This window comes from Rhodopseudomonas boonkerdii (assembly GCF_021184025.1).
Lineage (GTDB): Bacteria > Pseudomonadota > Alphaproteobacteria > Rhizobiales > Xanthobacteraceae > Tardiphaga > Tardiphaga boonkerdii.
On record NZ_CP036537.1, the window covers coordinates 5,561,640 to 5,581,713 of the forward strand.

Sequence of the window (20,074 nt, forward strand, 5' to 3'; positions counted from 1 at the left end):
CAGACGACTGGTCGTATGTACCGTCGTTGCCGCAAACATGGTGAGAAAGATAGGAAATACAAATGGCCGATCGTTACGCCGCCTACACAAGCCTGAAGCTCGATTATCCATCCGAAAGAATACTTCGCATTACCTTTGACCGTCCGGAAACCTACAACTCCGTGGACGCCGCGACCCATACCCAACTTACTCATATCTGGCGCGATATTAATGAAGATCCAGATATCAATGCCGTCATAGTCACGGGAGCAGGTAAAGCGTTCTCTGCAGGAGGTGACTTCGAACTGATCAAAAGTATCCTCGACGATCCCAAAGCCCGCATGTCTACTTGGAAGGAGGCAAAAGACCTCGTTTACAACGTTATTAACTGCAACAAGCCGATTATTTCGGCCATAAACGGCGTAGCGGTGGGCGCCGGACTTGTCGTAGGGATCTTGGCCGATGTCTCGATCTGCGGAAAATCTGCTCGCATTGTTGATGGACATACTCGACTAGGTGTTGCCGCCGGCGACGTTGCCTGCATTATCTGGCCGCTGCTGTGCGGGCTCGCCAAGGCGAAGTACTATCTTTTGACATGCAAGCCGCTTTCTGGATCGGAAGCGGAGCGTATCGGACTAGTTTCATTGTGTGTCGAAGATGCCGAACTTCAGAAGATTGCACTGGAAACAGCCGAAGATCTGGCGGCTGGGGCACAGAGCGCGATCCGTTGGACGAAGTATGCCTTGAACAATTGGCTTCGCGTCAACGGCCCACTGTTCGATACCTCCACAGCGCTGGAGATACTCGGTTTTACAGGCCACGAAGCACGCGAAGGTCTCGCGTCGCACCTCGAGAAGCGCAAACCAGTATTCCCACCGGATTGTCCAATCTGATTCGATCGAGATGAGCACAAAGAGGGCCGGTTCATCCGGCCCTCTTTATAAGGTCACAGATTCGCAAGTTTCGCACGCAGGTGTTCGACCGCCTCGGGGTTCGCCAATGCAGAAAGATCGCCTGGATCTTCGTTTGCGAGAACCGCGCGAAGCACCCGGCGCATGATCTTCATGTTCCGTGTGCGCGGTAGGTCCTCGAGGAATAGAATTGTTTCCGGGCGATACGAAGCGCCCATGCCCGATACGATGGCAGATGAGAGCTGAGCCACGAGGCTAGAATTGCCCTCAACTTCCGGCATCAGAACGCAAGCACATACGATCGCCGATCCTTTGATCGCATGTGGAATTCCGAACACTGCAGCCTCCGCTAATTTTCCAGTTGCGATCAAAATTCCTTCAAGCTCTGCTGGACCGGTGCGTTTTCCCGATATCTTGATGGTATCGTCAGAACGGCCCAGGATGTAATATAATCCATCCGCCTTGCGCACCGCGAAGTCGCCGTGGACCCATACTCCAGAGATAGTACTCCAATAGCTCTCAATGTACCGGTCGTCCGCCTTCCAAAGACCCTTCGTTAATCCAATCGAGGAATGACGTAACACCAGTTCGCCGACGACCCCATCCGGCACTCGCGCGCCGCTGAGATCGACGATGTCAGCTCCTACGCCAAGCGCAGGTCGTGAAAACGAGCCGGGATTCATCGGGTGATTTGGGGTTCCGGTAAATATGCACCCCCCGACCTCAGTCCCGCCAGAGATATTGATGATCGGGATTTTCTTTTTGCAGACATGCTCGAAGAACCACATCCAAGGCGCGGTGGTCCATGCTTCGCCACCTGATGCCGTCATCCTCAGGCTAGAGAGGTCGTATGTTTCGACCTCGTCGCCATAGCGCATCAAACTGCGCACAATAGTCGGCGACACGCCAAGATATGTAACCTTGTAATCGGCGATAAGACGCCAGAACCGCCCAGTGTCCGGGTAGTCAGGCGTTCCTTCCGCGATCAGCAGGCTGCCGCCGGCGAAGCTTGGGATGCAGGCGCACATCGCGCCGACCATCCAGCCCATATCACTAAAAAAGAAGAAGCGATCGTCGGGCTTGAAGTCACCGCAGATGATCATATCGCGCGTCACCATCGAGCCAATGAAGCCGATATGCGTCCAGACACATCCCTTAGGCTCACCCGTCGTACCCGATGTGTAAAGTAGGATCGCCGGATCCTCAGCCTGCATCTCGGCTGTAGCCATCATCGAACCGGTGGATTCGAGCACATCATGCCACCAGCGGTCGCGGCCACTTTGCATCGGCGTTTCGATTTCAATACCGTCTCGCCGGGCCACGATTACGTGCTTCACCGAAGGTGCGTGTTCTAACGCCGTGTCCAACACGGATTTGAGGGCACCCACTTCGCCACGGCGCCACGTGCCGTTGGCGGTGATAACGGCCTTGGCCTCGCCATGATTCAATCTTGATCTGATCGGAGCTGGGCCAAAACCAGAAAAGAGCGGCATCACGATAGCGCCGAGCTTCAAAATCGCGAAGAATGCAACGAATGTCTCGGGAAGGTTTGGCATGTAGATCGCGACGACATCGCCTCGCTGAATACCGATGTCGTGTAAACCTTGCGCCAGCCGGCTCACCTCGAAATCCAATCCACGATAAGTCATCGAGCTTCGCTCGCGCCTATCTTCGCCCTCCCAGACAAGAAAGGTCTGGTCCCACACCGCCGTTGCACGATGTTTGTCGATGCAGTTGAGAACGATATTGGTGGTGCCTCCTACGCACCAGCGCGCCCATGCTTCGCCTCTCGATACATCGAGCATCTCGTCGTATTGACGATAGAATCGAATTTCGCAAAACTTTATGACTTCCTGCATCAGCCAAGCGGGATCTTCTTCGGCCTTAGCAGCCAGGCTGTCGTAGCTTTCTTCACCGACGGCGAGCAAGAATGCCGTCAGGTTGCTTTGAGCGACCAATTCAGGGGGAGGAGTCCAGATGAAGGATGTGCTTTCGCTCATGTTATGCTTCTGCGATCTTACTCGTTTGGGAGCTCGCAGCCTAACGTCCGGGTCGAGTTTGCGTCAATGGGAGCTATCCAGTTGTTCTAACATCTGTTAGAAATGGTCGTCGGTGAGGAATGTCATGGAAATGATTTCGTGTGAATGGTTAGCTTCGACACCGCATATCGATGTACACTCGGCCGAAGTTCGAGAGTTTGTCCTCAGCAACCTTCCGCAGGCCGATACATTATCGCCGATCGAGAAGGCGATTCGCCTGTTCGATGCCGTTCGCGACCAGATCGAATACAATCCGTTTAATATTGGAACGACACCTGATGACTATCGGGCCAGCCACATCGCTAAGCAACCGTCAAACTATTGCGTTCCAAAAGCGGTTCTTTTAACCGCCGCTCTACGCGCAGTGGGTATTCCAGCTGCTGTAGGCTTCGCCGACGTCCGCAATCATCTAAACTCGGTAAAGCTGGCCAACCTCATGGAGACGGACCTTTTCATCTATCATGGCTATGTGGCGCTCTGGCTGGGCGAAAACATGCTCAAAGTTACACCCGCATTTAATAGTGAGATGTGTCAAAGATTCGGTGTCAAGCCGCTCCTTTTCGACGGTAGGAGCGATGCGCTTTTCCACGAATTCGACGTCAACAGCCGCAGACACATGGAGTATGTCAATGATCGTGGGTTGTTCGTAGATCCGCCCATCAAGCAGATTTTGAAAGAGTTTGAAACCAAGTATCCTAAGTTGTGGCGATCGAGCGTCGATCGAACACGCATCCGCGACTCGTCTTTCTAAACTAAGCCAGCAGCCTATCGGCTCAATCGCCATGGGTTATTTGGCGTATTGTAGCGCTATCCGGCCGATTTTTTCACGTGCAATCACAAGCTTTTGGATTTGGGCGGTGCCGTCGCCGATCTGAAGACCCATGACATCGACGTAACGTTGGTAAAACGGAAGGTCGGTCGTGTAACCGTAATGGCCGTGCGTCAGGAGGCATTGATGAATTATTTCGCAAGTTACCTTGGGTACGTACCATTTGCACATCGCTGCCTCGGCGGTGTGAGGCAGCCCACGATCGCGCAGAGATAACGTGTAAAAGCAGAGCTGCCTCATCATCGCGAGTTGGGTTTCGGCCTCAGCCAGCGGGAAGCTTACACCTTGATACTGGGCGATCGGCCGCTCAAACGCCCGGCGTTCGGTGCTGTACTTCCAAGCTTCGTCAACGGACGCTTGCGCAGGTCCGATGCATTCAAGTCCAATCAAAGCTCGACTATAGTCGAATCCGGCCATAATCTTTGAGAAACCTTTATTCTCCTCGGCCATCAAACATTCAGCCGGGACAAAAACATCGTCGAAAAAGACGGAGCCGCGGCCGACCGGTCTGGTACCGATGTCGTCGAAATGTGTTCGGGTAATGCCGGGCAGGCTAAAGTCCACAAAAAAAGCACTGACGCCGCGTGCACCGTCTTCGATTGAGCCAGTTCGTGCAAAGACGACGGCTGCATCGCATTGGTCAGAAAAGCTCATCGAGGTCTTTTCGCCATTGAGGCGGTAGCCATTGCCGGACCTTTCGGCGCGCAAAACCAAACTCGCTGCGTCCGATCCACCACGGGGCTCGGTGAGGCCGAGCCCGATGATTGCTTCGCCCTTGATCACCCGCGGCAGCCATTCCTCGCAGATGCTTGGTGTCGCATGCTGGTTCATCATCCCACCCATCAGCGAAGCGAGCAGCTGGACGTAGCTGACATTAAAGTCGCCATAGGCAATCTGTTCGATTATCACACCAGCGGTGGCACTGCTCTGCGCGAGGCCACCGTATATTTCAGGAAGATCGACACCAATAAGGCCGAGATCGCCCATTTCCCTAAGCACCGCTCGATCGATGCGGTCATGCTTCGCTCGCGTTAGATACCGCGGGGCGAGTTTTTCCCGAGCGTACCGTTCGGCGGCTTCGCGGAAGGACCGCTGCTCAGTACTTAGCGTGTAATCCATGACGGGCCCCTAAAGCCGACTCACCAACTTGCGCTCGATCGGATAATATCGCATTCTAACAATTGTTAGAAATAACGCAATCGTGCCTCGGAGCTGTGCTGATGATTGGAGTTTCTGGGTATTCGAGCCTTTTGTCACCGTTGGGAGTGGGTCAAACAACGCTGCGTAATAGAATAATCATGGGCTCGATGCACACTCGTTTGGACATGGAGCCTAACGGGCTGAAAAAAATGGCGACATTCCTTGCTGAACGCGCCAAGGGCGAGGTTGGCCTAATCATCACGGGCGGCTACGCTCCAAATACCGCCGGCCTCATCGAGCCCGGCGGACCGATTCTGACCGAGCAATCACAAGCGTTGGAACTGCGCCGTGTGACCGACGCTGTTCGCCATTATGGCAGCAAGATATGTTTACAGATTCTGCATGCGGGCCGTTATGCTAAGCAGCCAGAGTGTTTTGGGCCGTCGGATATCCGCACCCGCATCAATAAATTTCCGCCCCGCGCTATGACGTCTGCCGATATTTCGGAGACAATTGCCGACTATGTGCGTTGCGCGCTTTTGGCGAAGGACGCAGGATTCGATGGTGTCGAGATCATGGGATCTGAAGGCTATCTTATTAATGAGTTCACGGTCCTGCGGACCAATGACCGCACAGACGAATGGGGCGGAGCTGAGGAAAACCGGCATCGTCTTCCCGTCGAGATAGTCAGCGGCATTCGCGCGGCTACCGGACCGAACTTTCTGATCGTCTATCGCATCTCCGCGCTGGATTTGGTTGAGGGTGGCGCGACCGGGGACGAGGTCAGTAGGCAGGCGAAGCGGATCGAAAGTGCCGGTGCTGATATACTGAACACCGGGTTCGGTTGGCATGAGGCGCGCGTGCCAACCATCGCCTACCCAGTCCCACGAGCCGCCTGGCGATTTGCGGCCGCCCGGCTGAAGAAAAGCGTTGATATTCCCGTGGTGGCTTCGAACCGGATCAATACGCCCGAAGTCGCCGAGGACATTCTAGCATCTGGGGACGCCGACTTGGTGTCGATGGCGCGCCCGATGCTTGCCGACCCGCATTTTGCTCGCAAGGTGCGGGAAGGTCATGCCGACAAAATCAACATATGCATCGCCTGCAATCAAGCTTGCCTCGACTTGATCTTCTCGAATCGTAGTGCCACGTGCCTCGTGAATCCGCGCGCTTGTCGTGAAACAGAATTTGACGACAAGAAAGCAGTAAAAGCTCGCAAGATCGCGGTCATCGGCGCCGGTGCGGCTGGACTTGCCGCAGCAACAGAGGCAAGTCAGCGAGGGCATAAAGTTACGCTGTTTGAGAGTAGCGATCGCGTTGGTGGTCAGCTAAATCTTGCGCGTGCGGTACCCGGCAAGGCCGAGTTCGATGAAATGCTGCGTTACTACAGCGGGAAACTGTCGGATGAAGGCGTAGAATTGCGCCTCAATACGACGCCGGATTCCGACCAACTCAAACGCGAAAACTTCGAAGCTGTTGTGGTTGCTACCGGCGTGAGCCCGCGATTGCCGGACATCGCGGGTATTGATCATCCCAAAGTTGTTTCCTACAGCGACTTGCTCGGTGGGAGAAAAAAAGCTGGCCGCCGAGTGACCATCATCGGCGCAGGCGGTATTGGTTTCGATGTTGCCGAATATCTCTGCCATTCCAATCCCGGTGAAGAGCCGATGTCACGGCGCCTCACTACAGTGGAATTTATGGCCGAATGGAATATTGATGCCACTCTGGCCATAGCTGGTGGGTTGTTGGGCGATCCGTTAGCTCCAGTGCAAAGCCGGCGAGAAATTACCATACTCCAACGTAGGGTAACGCGTCCGGGTGCTAATCTTGGGGTATCGACAGGGTGGATTCTACGCAGCAGCCTTGCCAAACGCGATGTCACGATGATTGCAGGAGTTACATACGAGAGGATCGACGACCACGGCTTCCACGTGAATATCGAGGGCAAGCCTAAGTTGATCGAGGCAGACACGATCGTCGTTTGTGCCGGCCAAGAAGCCAACCGCGGATCATTTGAAAAGCTGAAGTATGCCGGCATCGAAGTTCACATTATCGGGGGCGCGCGGGAGGCTGCCGAGCTTGACGCCATGCGTGCGGTCGATGAAGGCGTGCGTATCGGCAGCGCATTATAGTGCGTTGCCGGCGCGCGTAACGAGAAAGGTTTCTGCTTAGTTCGTTTTGGCGCATCGCACCAGCAAACTGTTGCCACTCCGCTTGATTACGCTACAGGTGCGGGGTTGACTCACTTTGCTTTGGGGAGGGCGGATTCGCGCTTGGCGAACTTCACCGCATCGATCATCTGACGCGCGTCGTGTGCCAAGTGCAATGTCTCGCCGCCGTCGATGTACCATTCCTCACCGGTGACAAACTTCCCGAGTGACGAACCCAAAAAAACTATGGCAGCTGACACGTCACTAACGTCGCCCATGCGGCCCATTACGTTACGATTTAATTTGAGCCATTGATCGGGGTCAATTGGATAATTGTCCATTCCTTCAGTTCTGACCGTGCCCGGCGCGACACAGTTGAGACGAATTCCAAACTCGGCCCATTCGAACGCAAGCGTTTTCATCATCGATAAAACGCCCCCGCGCGCGGCCGCCGTATGTACGAAGCCACTCAACCCCGAACGGACGCAGGCCGTAACGAAAACGATTGATCCGCCATGATCGAACATGAAGTAATCCGCGACGGCCTTGGTCATTTGCCACGATCCGATAAGATTGTTGCGGATCACAGTTTCGAAGCCTTTGTTGTTGAGTTCGCGCGCTGGTGTGACGAATTGCCCACCGGCGTTGTTGACGAGAATATCAAGGCGGCCAAATTCTTTCTTGATACGCTGCATGGCGAGATCGATCTGTTCAGGTGCGCGAATATCAGCGGGAACAGCCACCGCTTTTCTTCCTAGCTGGCGTATGAACTCCGCACAGTTCTCTATGGGCTCAGCCCGACGTCCGATTAGCGCAATATCTGCACCGCTCCGCGCCATCTCGACGGCAGTCGCGCGGCCCATACCCGTGCCCCCACCGGTTACCAGAGCAACTTGGCCTTTCAACAGGTCTGATGCAAAACGCATAGGCGGGAGCGGAGACATGGCTGTTCCAATTATTTTCTGTTGCTTTCGTGTGTGTCGACGATATTCTAACAGATGTTAGAAAGGCACGGAAGCAAAACAAGATGTCTGACGCCAGCCCGATTGTCTATTCGCGCGAAAATGGCATCGTGACGATTACCATCGACCGGCCGGAGCGCAAAAACGCGCTATCAATTGAGGCGATGAATGCTTTAACCGATGCGTGGGAGCGCGCGGAGAAAGATACGCAGGCGCGAGTAGTGATTCTGACTTCCACCGATTGCGGTGTGTTCTCCGCCGGCCTGGACCTCAAGCAAGCTAGTGAGGTCCGCGCTCGCGATGGTGTCGATATTTTGACATTGATGCGCGATCCTTTGCAGACGGCAATGCGAAAAGTGTCGAAGCCGATCATCGCTGCGATGACTGGCTCATTAATGGCCGGTGGTATGCTCCTTGCTATCAAGTCTGATCTGAGGGTCGGCCTTCGCGGGACCCGAGCCGGGATCACCGAGGTTAAAATGGGGCGAGGTTCGCCCTGGGCGGTCCCCTTGCTGTGGATGCTCCCGCAATCGTTGGTCATGGAGCTCGTGATTACCGGAGAAACGATGCCTATTGAGCGTCTCGCGGAGCATGGCTTTGTCAATTACCTCGAAGATACGCCGGATGCGGTTCGGGCTCGCGCGTTGCAATTGGCTCGCGGGATCGTTGAGGGAGCGCCGCTGTCGGTTTCAGCCGCGAAAGCCAGCGTGCTTGCAGCAATGGATCTCGGTTGTGCCGAAGGACTTCTGGAAGCCAATCGGCTGCACGTGCAGGCGTACGCTAGTGAGGACGCGATCGAGGGCCCCAAAGCTTTCTCGGAGAAACGCAAGCCAGTTTGGCAGGGCAAATAGATGTCAGGGCTTCTTCAGGCCGTCAAAAATCAAGAGTTCGGTTCGACGTGCGAGCTTCAGAACCGCATCCTTACTGTCGAGGCTGAACCATTCGATTGTCCAATTCAGAGCCCCGATCACAAAAATGCGAAGCGGCACGATCTCTATGTCCGCTCGTATCTCGCCAGCGCGCCGTGCGTCGAGAAAGAGTTTATCCCAGTACTTGGCATAGGCTCGGCGCAAAGGCCGGTGCGGCTTTTTCAGCGATTCGGGAAGTTGGCCGTAGATCCTGATGTTAGCGGATGTGAAATCGCTGTCTTCCAGCAAGGCAACCAGATGTGCTTCGATGGCCAACCCAATCTTGCGCCTATGAGAGACATCGCCGGCGTCTCGGTGCGCTTTTTTGACTGCTTCAAAAACCCGCAGCAACCCGAGATGGAGCACCTCATCGAGAATTTGCTCTTTGGAATCGAAGTAGTAATAGACGCTTCCGGCTTTGATCTCAGCAATCTCAGCGATCTGGCGCAAAGTCGTGGCCGAGTAGCCTTGGCGACGAAATAATCTTGCTGCCGCTTCAAGGATCGAGTCGCGTGATTTTTCGGATTTCGAAATGATCGCAGCGGAAGACTGCTTCGATGACGCGGCCGACCCTTTTGCCAGACGGTCTGGTGCATGTTTAGCGACATCCTTTGGGGGACGCTTTTGAGACTTGGAAACCAAAGGAGACCGCCGTGCGTGATAAATGTCAGAGCTTAGTACGAAAGAAACTAATGCCGCAGACCACCAAGTTCGTCAATCGTCCCGGGATGGCAGAATGCACCTTGGAAGATTTAGACCTCTAACGAATGGCGGCCTGTGCTGTTCGACAGAATTATACTTAAACAAGCGGATTGGGAGGAGGACGGCATGCGCGGACTTGATGGACGACGAGTGATTCTGACCGGGGGAGCCAGTGGTATCGGGCGAGCGACAGCGTTGCGGCTTGCCGATGAAGGCTGTGTCGTCGGTGTGTTCGATCAGAATCTGAATGGAGCCGAAGAAACAGCGCGGCTAAGCCAAAGTAAGAAGGGCAAAGTGCTTGCTTTTCAGGTTGATATCACCGATCGCGATGCTGTCGAAACTGCAACAAATAGCTTCGAGGCCACGGTCGGTCCAACCGAATTGCTCGCAAATGTCGCGGGTTGGGACGTGCCGGTTCCATTTCTTGATACCGATCGGGCGTTTTGGGATAAGGTAGTCGGCATCAATCTCTATGGACCGCTTAATTTGCACCACGTTGTTGTTAAGCGGATGGTCGAGCGCGGCTTCGGACGCGTGGTAAACGTTGCATCGGATGCGGGCCGGGTCGGATCATCGGGAGAGGCCGTTTATTCCGCCTGCAAAGGCGGACTAATCTCCTTTACCAAAACAGTCGCGCGCGAGCTCGCAAGAAAGAATATCATCTTGAATGTCGTGTGTCCGGGTCCCACCGACACGCCGTTGTTCGAAGCATTCACCAACAGTTCGCCGACGGGTGGCAAGATCGCGGAAGGGCTCGCTCGCGCCATTCCGTTGAGACGGCTCGGCCAGCCAGACGACTATCCCGGCATGATCGCGTTTCTATTAAGCGACGATGCGGGGTTCATTACGGGGCAAACGATCAGCGTGTCCGGCGGGTTGACTATGCACGGTTGATGTACGTTGAGGAATATACGATGAGGAGTTTCACTCTTGGCGACGTCTATCGCCGTAACGCGTTGCGTTTCCCTGACCGGGCTGCCTTCATAATCAAGGGAAGGCGGATCACGCATTCGGATTACCTTTATAGGATACAACGATTGGCCGCAGGTCTCGCGGAGCGTGGCGTGAGCTCAGGCGATCGTGTCGGAATTGTTTCGCAGAATTGTCTTGAGATGATCGAGTTGATCGGAGCAACCGCTCTGCTCGGGGCGATCCTGCTACCAGTCAATTACCGACTGCAGCCAGATGAAATCGCGTATGTTCTTGCCGACGGCTCACCAGTGATCGTCGTAGCCGGTGAAGACTACCACGACACGATCGTTGGTTTGCGGCAATCTTTGCCGACAGTGGAGCATTATTTCGCTATCGGTCAGGAGAGCCCATACCTTACGCCGTTCGCGCAATTATCAACGAACAACACTTCGCTTCCGTTTTCTGCGATCGACGCCAACGACGGCTTTGTCATAATACATACCGCTAGTGTCGGCGGCCGTCCGCGCGGAGCGTTGCTGTCACAGATGAACTTGTTGACCGCGCATAGCTCGCTTATCGACATTTGGCAACTGACTGAGCAAGACGTTAGCCTCGGAGTGCTGCCGCTATTTCATGTTGCTGGTCTTGGTCTAATGCTGGCGACACAGCAAGCTGGCGGAGCCAGCGTTATCGCTACGAAGTTCGACGCAGCGGAAGCGATCCGCGATATTGTTGCTGAAAAGATCACCATCATGTCGGAGTTTGCGCCGATGTTGGGAAGCATCCTAGATCTGGCCACTCCTGGACAACTATCATCGCTTCGAGCCGTCACCGGACTGGATTCGTCCGAGACGATCGAGCGGTTCGAGCGCGAATGTCCCGGCGCGGTATTCTGGGTCACGTTCGGGCAGTCTGAAACGTCAGGTCTCGCAACGCTCTCGCGATATCGAGATCGCCCGAAATCTGCCGGCCGACCCATGTTCTGGAGAAGCTTGGCGATCGTTGATAGTGAAGATTCTCTAAAGCAAACGGGAGAAGCTGGTGAGATCGTTGTTTGTGGCCCGACCGTTTTTTTAGGATACTGGGGTCTCGCAACAGACACGGACTACACGCTTCGGAATGGCTGGCACCACACGGGTGACATTGGATATCTCGATGCCGACGGTTATCTTTTTTACGTCGGTCGAATGCCGGAAAAACAATTGATTAAAACCGGTGGCGAAAATGTCTATCCTGCTGAAGTCGAGAACGCGATACGCAAACATCCAGCTATTGCCGACGTTGTAGTGATCGGCGTTCCCGACCCACAATGGGGCGAATCAGTCAAAGCGATCTGCGTCTTGCACCCATCGATGGAAGCCACACCCGAAGAGATCATTGCTTTTGCCGGTGACCTGATCGCGCGTTACAAACGACCAAAGATCGTTACGTTCGTCGAAAACATTCCGAAGAATTCCGCCGGTAGAATCGATGGAGCTTCTACTACATCCACTCACGACTGCAAAACGACTTGACGTAGTGCGTGTTCGAACTGCAATGTATCGCACAGTCGTCCAAATGATCGTGTAGACGATAAAGCTTCGGGTTTTTAAGTGCAGAAAAATCGGAATTGCTTGCAACTTAAGAACGACCAGATGTGTAAAATCATTTGCAGTGCTTGAAAGTTACACAACAAATTTTCGTTGGCCGGCTTGGGCACGTGTAGTGAAGTATTAGCGCTATAGTCCGTTTGCGCGTAACCTCGACAGGGTTATTAAATGTGTTCTGCAGCATTTTTGCCTCCGCCAACAAATTTTGGAATTTAGTCTATAATTCTGCGCCTTCTTATTTTTGGTCTTTCGTTAATCATTTGTATGCGCGTTAACTGCGGAGGGTGTCCTCCTGACCCTCTCCGTCAACTTGCCCCGGTCCGCCGGGGTTTTTTTTGTCTATGTGAGCGCTTCAGGCGCAAGAAAGCTATACTGGCGCGAGGAGCAAAGACGCTTTTTGCGTGAAGAAGGATCTGGATTTTTTAACAGGGCGAATTCCTTTTGCTGGCCTTACCAGCATAATAAAACTGACGCGTAGCTGGGAAGCGAGGTCGGCGCTGGTGCGGTATCAGTCTCCGAGATTGCAGCATCAGACTTCAAATTGTGACGTTCGCTTATCCGCTGGGTTCGTCACGAAGGATTAGGTCACGCCGACCGGCAAGCGAATGATCAAACGACTTAAACGCTCGTCACAGTCTTATTTTTGGAAAGCCTCAGCTCCAGCCATCTGCTAGACCTAGCGAGCGGAAGCGTTTGATGCGTGAAGAAGCACCTGTCTCACTGAAGATGAAGAACCCTCGACCTCGCACGTTAAAGCGTTCTAAGACTAGTGTTCAACGTACAATGCTGTGGTGGGTTCTGATTAGAAATTCGACAATAGCATCGGTGAATGTATCGTTTTTGTCGCCGACCACCATATGAGTTGCTCCCGCGATGTCGCTAACCTCGGCCTGCGGTACAAGGCATTTGAAATGAGATACAGCAGCCGGTGATACCAAATCGCTGGCGTCACCTCGGATCAGATGTACCGGGAGGTCTAACCGAGATGCTGCCGAGTCCAGAACCGCTCGCTTGAGAGCGGCGCTTTCCGGTTCCGCGCTGTTCGCGCTGTTCGCGCTAACAATTCTTTCTATAAACGCTGGATCCCAGTGCCAATAGTACCTTCCGTTGCTTTTAAGCCGCAGATAGTGATGAAGGCCCGTGGGCACGCCCTGTCTCTTTCGGTGAGGCATGTATTCCGCAATGACGCGAGCCGCCTCCTGCGGGGAAGCGAAGCCATCGCGGGCCTTCGCAGCCATAAAGTTCACTACGCGAGCAATTCCTTCTGACTCCATTTGTGGGGTAACATCTACGAGGGTGAGCGACGAAAAGGTTCGAGGGCGCACATCTCCTTCCGCGATAATTCCCGCCAAGCCACCAAGAGACGCTCCTATTAGCGCTGGTCTCTGCGGACATGCTTGCGCAAGAGCTACGAGGTCATGTGCAAAATCGCGGATTTCATATGCCCCATCTTCTGCCCATGAGCTTTCCCCGTGCCCCCGCATGTCGATAGCGACCGTGCGAAATCCGCAAATCGCGAGACGATCAGCAGTTCGTTTCCAGGCTCGGCGTGTCTGCCCTCCACCATGCGCAAGAATAACCGGAAGACCCGCTTCGTCGCCCATGATCGAAGCAGCTATCGCTTGCCCGCCGTGGCCCATCAGAATTATTGGTTTGGCGTCAGACACTAAAATTGACAAATCTTTTGTTTTGCACCACGCAAAATTCTCGATTATATGACAGAGTTTTCTAACAAACGTTCGATGGATCCGTCAAGATTTCGATCGAAAGGCTGTGACTGCCTGACCTGCCCCTGCGGATTTCCTACAGTTGAAGGTAGAGTGCTGTCTTCTGAAGGACCGACAGCTGAAAAGAGCCAAGTGTATGGAAGAGCAGATTGACCTGCTCCCCTGAAACGCCCCCGATTTTGAGTGAGGTTCTGTTCTCCATTGAGGAGACGGACGATGCGTAAGAGCAGATTTACTGGACAGCATATCATCAAGGTGTGAAGGAGCACGCTGCCGGGATTTCGGCGAGCGATCTGTGCCGCAAGCACGGGATCAGCGATGCTGACTTTCTACAAGTGGCGATCGCGCTACAGCGGGATGGAGATCTCCGAGGCCGGTAAGCTGAAGGCGTTGGAGGGAGAAAACCGCAAGCTGAAGAAGTTGCTGGCGGAGACGATGCTGGATGTCGACGCTGAAGGAGTCGCTCGCAAAAAACTTGTAACGCCCAGCTTGCGGAGACGAGCTGTGACCTGGGCGATTGACGAGAAGTGCTACTCGCAGCGGCGGCCTGCAGGCTGGCCGGCCTGCAGCCCAAGACCTACCGCTATGCTTCGACGCGGCCGGCCGATGGTCCGTGGCGGACGCGACTAAGGGAACTGGCCTTGCAACGGCGGCGCTTTGGCTACCGTCGCCTGGGGCTGCTATTGGCTCGGCAAGGGATCCAGATCAATCGGAAGAAGTTTTACCTGCTCTACAAGGAGGAACGGTTGACCGTGCGCAAGCGGGGTGGCCGCAAGCGGGCACTAGGCACCGATGATGATCCCGCAGGATCGGAATTTGCGCTGGTCACTCGACTTCGTGATGGATACGCTTTCCAGCGGACGACGGTTCCGTGTCCTTGACCTTGGTCGATGACTTCACGCGGGAATGTCTTGGCCTGGTCGTCGACACCTCACTCGCAGCGTTGCGGGTTGTTCGTGAGCTTGGCCAGATCATCGAAACCCGAGGTTGCCGGCGCATGATCGTTAGTGACAACGGCACCGAGTTTACTTCGAATGCGATCTTGGCCTGGCAGGACGCGCTCGGGATCGAATGGCATTAAATCGCGCCCGGCAAGCCGATACAGATCGGCTTTGTTGAAAACTTCAACGGTCACCTGCGCGACGAGTGCCTGAACGAGCACCTATTCGCCAACCTCAACGAGGCTCGCCAGATCATCGAGGAATGGAAAATCGGCTAGAATACCAACCGGCCGCACACGAGCTTTTACGGGCTCACGCCGACAGAATTTGCAGCCCGCCCCAAAAGGGGCCAAACCCAGAACGGACTCTACTTATAACGATGGCAAACTGGGGAGCAGGTCAGCAGCTCTTCTCCCTCCCTCGATTGCGCTGCCAGATTTATATCGTTATTTCAATAACATAAGAGTTCGCAGTTTTGTTCTGAATGGCGCGCCAATGTCCCTTATTTCATACAGAGTTCTAGGCGCGCCCAGCGCCGGCTCAAATTTCGCCTCGAGTAAGCCGTAAAGGGGCTCGTCGCGAAGGAAAGGGCGCGCGGGACGGACTGCATTGTCGCAGAAAACCGCGAGCGATGCCGACCCCAATAGTGCTACGGCGCTGCCATTCGGTTACTACCGCCACAGCATCTGCCGTTCGTCTCGTGTGCCGAGAAGACCAGCAGTTGCTCGCCGGACTAAGGCTCCCGAGGCATGGATATACTTGCGGCCGTGAGGAGCCAAAGACGTCACCGATACTCGGCCTTAGCGCGGATACAAAGTTCCCGCTCAACCGAGATTCTACGTCGTTCTCGGAACCTTCATTTGCGCTGTGCGGATCAGCTGCCAGACACAGCCTCCAATCACTGCGATTGCTGCCTGAGAATGGTACGGCCCAACCGAGAACTGTCCGGTCCAATTTACCTGCCGGGTAATCGCCCTTTGAGCGCCTCTGACGATACTGGGTCTGCGGCTTAAAAAAAGGGATATCAATGCCTCATTATGCAGACGTTGCTGCCGGCTATATTGCTCTTTGGAATGAGCGCGATGTCGAGAAGCGAGCCACAATGCTTGCATCTCGTTGGACCGAAGACGCCGTCTACGTCGATCCGCTCTCGAAAGCCAAGGGCCTTGCTGAAATGGATGCACTCGTCGCCAGCGTGCAGGGTAAGTTCCCAAGAGACTTTAAGTTCGCCTTGCGTGGCTCGCCGAACGGGTTCGGGGAATATTTGCGCTTCTCCTGGAGCTTAGGCCCAGCTCGCCAGTCGGCTTCAATTGAAGGGACGGATTTTGCCACTCTGGAGCGGTCCAAGATCAAGAGCGTTACCGGTTTTCTTGACAAGATTCCAACCTCCTGATTGCACGACACCAGCCGATGCATCCGTGTATTAGCTAGGGGGCGGCTTCGAGGGACGAGATTTGCGGCTTATGAGAACAAGCGCGCTATCTCGGCACACGAAAAGCGTTGCCCAGAGCGCGAACACACTGGCAATGGCAAAAGCAAGTACATAGGTTCTCAGCCGGCTTCGCAACATATCAAAGGCAATCGGGACCAAGGAATAGGTCGCTTGGTTGACCGCTGCCGCCTTTGCGACGACATCGCCGGCTTCATACTCGGAGGAGAGTTGCTGCGCGATTAATGGAGGCAACCTATTAGTACTGCCGGCTCCCGCGTCAACAATCGCACAGCCCAGAGCAAGGACGATCCAGCCTTCACCGATAGCCAGGAACGCGGTGCTGCTCAATAACAAAACTTCCGGCAACGACCACACATCGATCTCCGGGACCAAGAGTTCCGGGGAAAGGCAAGATGCGCCTACGATTGCAAAAGTGCGGTCAAACTCACCATGCAAGCTGCCAACTCAAGCGAATTGATCTTCGGACGCCAGGCGTCTGTGACCACGAGCCTGCGCTTAGGCGACCGCCCTTGCGAATGGCACCAAGCTCGCTTCATCCGACATCTGCTGTGGCCGCACCTCGGTCCAGCGGATAATCTCGAACCGCCCATCATGATGCTCGACCACACTGGTGCAGGATTCCACCCAATCACCAGTGTTGATGTAGCGGATGCCACATTCGTCATGCATCGCCGCATGATGAATGTGACCGCAAATCACCCCCTGTGTATGGTGTCGCCGCGCTTCCGACGAAAGCACCTCCTCGTAGCAGCCAATGTAGTTGACCGCATTTTTGACGCGCAGCTTCGCCCAGGATGAGAGCGACCAGTAGGCAAGCCCAAACCGGCTACGGACCCAGTTGAGCCAGACGTTGGCGGTGAGCGCGGTGCGATAACCGAAATCGCCGAGCAACGCCAACCAGCGGGCGTGGCGGACGACGAGATCGAAATGATCGCCGTGCACGACGAGATAGTCGCGCCCGTCGAGTCCGTTGTGGATCGCATACTCGACCACTTCTACAGCGCCAAAAGTCGAGCCCGTGTAATTGCGGATGAAATCGTCGTGATTACCAGCCACATATACGAGCCGCTTACCGCGCCGCGCCAGCTCTACGAGTTCCTGTATGACTACATTGTGCGTGCTTGGCCAATACCAATTCGATCTCAGATACCATCCGTCGACGATGTCACCGACCAGATATACGGTGCCAGCGTCATACTGGCGGAGAAAGTCGACCAACTGCTCGGCCTGACAGCCCTTGGTGCCTAGATGGACGTCAGAAATGAACAGTGTCCTGACCTTGAGGACGTCGCGCGGCGTAGGCGTCGGCCGATCTGAAAGGTCGCCGATTTCGCGTTCGCGGAGAAACGCCATCGCCGCGGCCTCCGCCAATCCCGCGACAGCTTTCGTCACATCGCGATTGGCACGTCGCCTGAAGATCGAGCGATACCAGTAGAGGCCTGCGACAAGGGCTAAAAGTGCGAGTTGCACGCCACGAGGCCGCGCGTCGGACGCGGCGACGCCGAACTGAAGGCCAGCCAGTAGGATCAACAGCACGGCGATGAGATGCTCAATTGCGCGCAACCCGGTCCATATGCGCACCAATAACGATCTCATGCAATTTCCTCGACGGCGTTGGGCGCGGCGATGACACGCGGCGGTGTGCGGCATTGCTGAGCGATTGCGCGCTTGTAGACACGAAGTCCGAGAATGATTGCGATCTCTGTAGCGATGAGGAGGGCGACCACCCAAAAGCCGATGCTGACCGGATTTTGGTTGCTGCCACGCAATGCGTAACCCAGGCTGAGAAACGGCATGTTCCAGATCACGGTGCCGATCGCGGTAGCCGCTACAAAAACGCGCGGTTCGAGCCGTAGCACGCCAGCTGGAAGAGCCAGATAGATTCGCACGGTCGGTAGTGTCTGGCCGATCAGCGTTACCCAGAAATGATTTCCGCGATAGGCATCGGTGAGTTGTTCATAGAACGAGAACCGCAACAGTACGTATTTCCCGTAGGTTCTCACTAGTCTCTCGATGCGCTGCGAGCCGAGCGCACGTCCGAGCACGTACCAGCCGATCGCGCCGACAACGGAACCGATGCTTGTCGCCACGATGGTCATCGCGAGCGTCGCGCCATCTGGCAGAGTGAGACCGAGTAGCATCAACAAGACGTAGGACGGAAACAGTGGAATGAACTTCTCGGCGACCGCCAGGCAAACGATGCCGGCGAGGCCGAAATGCAGGAACATTGCGATGGTACTTGACGTATCCATGATGCCTCGATCACGTGTAGAGTGGGCGTCGGCTGATCCGGTACACTGAAGCCGGCGGAAGATTGCGAAAGGTCTGTCCGATGCAGCTTGCCTGCAGATCGAGACGATCGAGGATTGCATCAGGAACAGGACAGCGTGGTCCGTAGGTGATCTGGTAGACCGCGCAACCAGGGCGGAGATAGGCAAACGCGCCGCTGAGGATCATCAGAACCTTCTCCGGCGGCATCGTGAGCAGCCCGAGTCCGGAGACGATGGCGCCAACAGGGGCCCCCTCGAACAGTCTTTCCTTTGTCATCCAAGCTGCGTCCATCCACAACACCCGCACGCCCGGGAAGCGTCGCTGCAGAAGTGGAATGAAATCGGACCCGTACTCGATCAACGTCAAATCTTGCGGCCTGACGCCGCGGCGGAGCAACGCGCGCGTGAAGGCGCCGGTGCCAGGGCCGAGCTCGATCACAGGACCGGTGTCGGCCGATATCTCCTGCGCTATCAGCGCCGCCACGGCGGGTCCAGAGGGCGCAACGGCTGCGACGCGCAGCGGATCGCGAATCCATGCAAGGAAGAATGGCAGGATGTCAGCGGCCGACATAGCAAGTCTCGCTCGAGAGATCGCCAGTCTCGTAGATTGGATTCAGTAGCAAAGCCATTTTCAGATCCTTCCGCTTGCTTGTGTCCGCCATCGAAAAGTGGAGCAGTCACCAGGTGAGCCATATCGGGCGCGCAGGATGATCAAGCCGACCCTCAATGATGGCTTCGATGTCATCCAAACCTTGCGATAATCTGTCGCGAATGCGTATTCTTCGTAGAATCTCACCGCGACGCTTTCGCCGAGCGATCCGCAAGGTTGTCGCAATGTACTGGACATAAAACCGGCCACGCCGAACATGAAGGAAAGACGTCTCGATGCGGGTGCTGTTGGTGGAGGACGAGCCGGAAATGGTCGCCGCGCTACGCACGGCGCTCGCCCGCCACGGCATGCTCGTCGATCACGCGCCTGACCTGTACGAAGCCGAGCTGATTGCGATTGAAAGCCATTATGATGCGATAGTGCTCGATCGCCAGTTGCCTGACGGCGACGGCTTGTCGCTCATCTCGAAACTGCGTGAGCGTGGCAATGCTGTGCCTGTGTTGGTACTCACTGCCCGCGGTGAACTCGCCGACCGTGTCACTGGTCTCGACAAGGGCGCCGACGACTATCTCGGCAAGCCGTTTGCGTTCGAGGAATTCCTGGCGCGTTTGCGGGCGCTGCTGCGCCGACCCGCAAGCATGCAGAGCGATGTCGCGCGGATTGGCCGCCTAGCGTTCGATGCTAACCATCGCGAAGCGAGTGTCGATGGCCGGCTGCTTGAGATGCCACGGCGCGAATTATTGCTGCTGGAGGCGCTGCTGCAACGCATGGGACGCATGGTACTGCGCTCGGCGTTGATGGCGGCGGTCTACAGTCTCGACGACGAGGTTCAGCCCAATGCACTGGACACCCATGTATCTCGGCTGCGCCGCAGGCTCGCTGAATCGGATGCCGGCGTCATCATCAACGGCGTTCGCGGCCTCGGCTATGTACTGCGGGAGACACCGTGAGC

The 20,074-nt window shown here is 55.4% G+C and carries 17 protein-coding genes and 1 pseudogene; 9 read left to right on the forward strand and 9 right to left on the reverse strand.

Going from position 1 to position 20,074, the window contains the following annotated elements:
- Positions 1–62 precede the first annotated feature (62 nt).
- Positions 63–872 (forward strand): enoyl-CoA hydratase/isomerase family protein, encoded by an 810-nt coding sequence (locus tag E0H22_RS25530; RefSeq protein ID WP_233023678.1) that lies wholly within the window; start codon positions 63–65, stop codon positions 870–872.
- A gap of 53 nt (positions 873–925) precedes the next feature.
- Here the strand turns inward: E0H22_RS25530 and E0H22_RS25535 are convergent, their stop codons facing one another.
- On the reverse strand, positions 926–2,890 hold the full coding sequence (locus E0H22_RS25535) for an AMP-binding protein (protein ID WP_233023679.1): 1,965 nt from the start codon (positions 2,888–2,890) through the stop codon (positions 926–928).
- A gap of 124 nt (positions 2,891–3,014) precedes the next feature.
- Here E0H22_RS25535 and E0H22_RS25540 point away from each other — a divergent pair, with 124 nt between their 5' ends.
- Complete coding sequence (locus E0H22_RS25540) at positions 3,015–3,680, forward strand: transglutaminase-like domain-containing protein (RefSeq protein ID WP_233023680.1); 666 nt, start codon at positions 3,015–3,017, stop codon at positions 3,678–3,680.
- Between the two features lie 36 nt (positions 3,681–3,716).
- On the opposite strand, the gene E0H22_RS25545 is transcribed toward E0H22_RS25540, so the two are convergent.
- A complete protein-coding gene (locus tag E0H22_RS25545; protein ID WP_233023681.1) occupies positions 3,717–4,877 on the reverse strand; it encodes an acyl-CoA dehydrogenase family protein in 1,161 nt (386 codons plus the stop codon).
- A gap of 179 nt (positions 4,878–5,056) precedes the next feature.
- Between E0H22_RS25545 and E0H22_RS25550 the strand changes: the two genes are divergently transcribed.
- Positions 5,057–7,030, forward strand: a complete 1,974-nt coding sequence (locus E0H22_RS25550; RefSeq protein ID WP_430715190.1) for an FAD-dependent oxidoreductase — start codon at positions 5,057–5,059, stop codon at positions 7,028–7,030.
- Positions 7,031–7,140: 110 nt separating this feature from the next.
- On the opposite strand, the gene E0H22_RS25555 is transcribed toward E0H22_RS25550, so the two are convergent.
- Positions 7,141–7,992 carry an SDR family oxidoreductase gene (locus E0H22_RS25555; RefSeq protein WP_233023683.1) on the reverse strand — a complete coding sequence of 284 codons (852 nt, stop codon included), beginning with the start codon at positions 7,990–7,992 and terminating at the stop codon, positions 7,141–7,143.
- 83 nt (positions 7,993–8,075) lie between these two features.
- Here E0H22_RS25555 and E0H22_RS25560 point away from each other — a divergent pair, with 83 nt between their 5' ends.
- Positions 8,076–8,861, forward strand: a complete 786-nt coding sequence (locus E0H22_RS25560; protein WP_233023684.1) for an enoyl-CoA hydratase/isomerase family protein — start codon at positions 8,076–8,078, stop codon at positions 8,859–8,861.
- Between the two features lie 3 nt (positions 8,862–8,864).
- On the opposite strand, the gene E0H22_RS25565 is transcribed toward E0H22_RS25560, so the two are convergent.
- The gene (locus tag E0H22_RS25565) at positions 8,865–9,560 is read right to left on the reverse strand and encodes a TetR/AcrR family transcriptional regulator (protein ID WP_233023685.1); all 696 of its coding nucleotides are present in this window, start codon (positions 9,558–9,560) and stop codon (positions 8,865–8,867) included.
- A 186-nt stretch (positions 9,561–9,746) separates the two neighbouring features.
- On the opposite strand from E0H22_RS25565, the gene E0H22_RS25570 reads away from it, so the two are divergent.
- Together E0H22_RS25570 and E0H22_RS25575 are read left to right on the forward strand one after the other, a co-directional pair.
- Complete coding sequence (locus E0H22_RS25570) at positions 9,747–10,514, forward strand: SDR family oxidoreductase (protein WP_233023686.1); 768 nt, start codon at positions 9,747–9,749, stop codon at positions 10,512–10,514.
- Positions 10,515–10,534: 20 nt separating this feature from the next.
- The gene (locus tag E0H22_RS25575) at positions 10,535–12,046 is read left to right on the forward strand and encodes an AMP-binding protein (protein WP_233023687.1); all 1,512 of its coding nucleotides are present in this window, start codon (positions 10,535–10,537) and stop codon (positions 12,044–12,046) included.
- Between the two features lie 848 nt (positions 12,047–12,894).
- Here the strand turns inward: E0H22_RS25575 and E0H22_RS25580 are convergent.
- Positions 12,895–13,761 (reverse strand): alpha/beta fold hydrolase, encoded by an 867-nt coding sequence (locus E0H22_RS25580; RefSeq protein ID WP_347340844.1) that lies wholly within the window; start codon positions 13,759–13,761, stop codon positions 12,895–12,897.
- 303 nt (positions 13,762–14,064) lie between these two features.
- On the opposite strand from E0H22_RS25580, the pseudogene E0H22_RS25585 reads away from it, so the two are divergent.
- Positions 14,065–15,166 (forward strand): annotated as a pseudogene (locus E0H22_RS25585) (IS3 family transposase).
- 650 nt (positions 15,167–15,816) lie between these two features.
- A complete protein-coding gene (locus E0H22_RS25590; protein WP_233023688.1) occupies positions 15,817–16,182 on the forward strand; it encodes a nuclear transport factor 2 family protein in 366 nt (121 codons plus the stop codon).
- A 30-nt stretch (positions 16,183–16,212) separates the two neighbouring features.
- Here E0H22_RS25590 and E0H22_RS25595 read toward each other — a convergent pair whose 3' ends face one another.
- The 4 genes from E0H22_RS25595 to E0H22_RS25610 form a co-directional block, all read right to left on the reverse strand.
- Positions 16,213–16,596, reverse strand: coding sequence for a hypothetical protein (locus E0H22_RS25595; protein ID WP_233023689.1), 384 nt, complete (start codon positions 16,594–16,596; stop codon positions 16,213–16,215).
- 141 nt (positions 16,597–16,737) lie between these two features.
- Positions 16,738–17,595, reverse strand: coding sequence for a UDP-2,3-diacylglucosamine diphosphatase (locus E0H22_RS25600; protein ID WP_233026557.1), 858 nt, complete (start codon positions 17,593–17,595; stop codon positions 16,738–16,740).
- 239 nt (positions 17,596–17,834) lie between these two features.
- Positions 17,835–18,494, reverse strand: a complete 660-nt coding sequence (locus E0H22_RS25605; protein WP_233023690.1) for a DedA family protein — start codon at positions 18,492–18,494, stop codon at positions 17,835–17,837.
- 10 nt (positions 18,495–18,504) lie between these two features.
- Positions 18,505–19,083, reverse strand: coding sequence for a class I SAM-dependent methyltransferase (locus E0H22_RS25610; protein WP_233023691.1), 579 nt, complete (start codon positions 19,081–19,083; stop codon positions 18,505–18,507).
- Positions 19,084–19,397: 314 nt separating this feature from the next.
- On the opposite strand from E0H22_RS25610, the gene E0H22_RS25615 reads away from it, so the two are divergent.
- Positions 19,398–20,072, forward strand: a complete 675-nt coding sequence (locus E0H22_RS25615) for a response regulator transcription factor (protein ID WP_233023692.1) — start codon at positions 19,398–19,400, stop codon at positions 20,070–20,072.
- The last annotated feature ends 2 nt before the right edge of the window (positions 20,073–20,074 follow it).

Bases quoted from the DNA above. Each gene is read 5' to 3' on its own strand.
- E0H22_RS25575 (WP_233023687.1), top strand. From the start codon at position 10,535: ATGAGGAGTTTCACTCTTGGCGACGTCTATCGCCGTAACGCGTTGCGT.
- E0H22_RS25545 (WP_233023681.1), bottom strand. From the start codon at position 4,877: ATGGATTACACGCTAAGTACTGAGCAGCGGTCCTTCCGCGAAGCCGCC.
- E0H22_RS25560 (WP_233023684.1), top strand. From the start codon at position 8,076: ATGTCTGACGCCAGCCCGATTGTCTATTCGCGCGAAAATGGCATCGTG.
- E0H22_RS25530 (WP_233023678.1), top strand. From the start codon at position 63: ATGGCCGATCGTTACGCCGCCTACACAAGCCTGAAGCTCGATTATCCA.
- E0H22_RS25590 (WP_233023688.1), top strand. From the start codon at position 15,817: ATGCCTCATTATGCAGACGTTGCTGCCGGCTATATTGCTCTTTGGAAT.
- E0H22_RS25535 (WP_233023679.1), bottom strand. From the start codon at position 2,890: ATGAGCGAAAGCACATCCTTCATCTGGACTCCTCCCCCTGAATTGGTC.
- E0H22_RS25580 (WP_347340844.1), bottom strand. From the start codon at position 13,761: ATGGGCCACGGCGGGCAAGCGATAGCTGCTTCGATCATGGGCGACGAA.
- E0H22_RS25540 (WP_233023680.1), top strand. From the start codon at position 3,015: ATGGAAATGATTTCGTGTGAATGGTTAGCTTCGACACCGCATATCGAT.
- E0H22_RS25605 (WP_233023690.1), bottom strand. From the start codon at position 18,494: ATGGATACGTCAAGTACCATCGCAATGTTCCTGCATTTCGGCCTCGCC.
- E0H22_RS25570 (WP_233023686.1), top strand. From the start codon at position 9,747: ATGCGCGGACTTGATGGACGACGAGTGATTCTGACCGGGGGAGCCAGT.
- E0H22_RS25555 (WP_233023683.1), bottom strand. From the start codon at position 7,992: ATGTCTCCGCTCCCGCCTATGCGTTTTGCATCAGACCTGTTGAAAGGC.
- E0H22_RS25550 (WP_430715190.1), top strand. From the start codon at position 5,057: ATGGGCTCGATGCACACTCGTTTGGACATGGAGCCTAACGGGCTGAAA.
- E0H22_RS25610 (WP_233023691.1), bottom strand. From the start codon at position 19,083: ATGTCGGCCGCTGACATCCTGCCATTCTTCCTTGCATGGATTCGCGAT.
- E0H22_RS25600 (WP_233026557.1), bottom strand. From the start codon at position 17,595: ATGGCGTTTCTCCGCGAACGCGAAATCGGCGACCTTTCAGATCGGCCG.
- E0H22_RS25615 (WP_233023692.1), top strand. From the start codon at position 19,398: ATGCGGGTGCTGTTGGTGGAGGACGAGCCGGAAATGGTCGCCGCGCTA.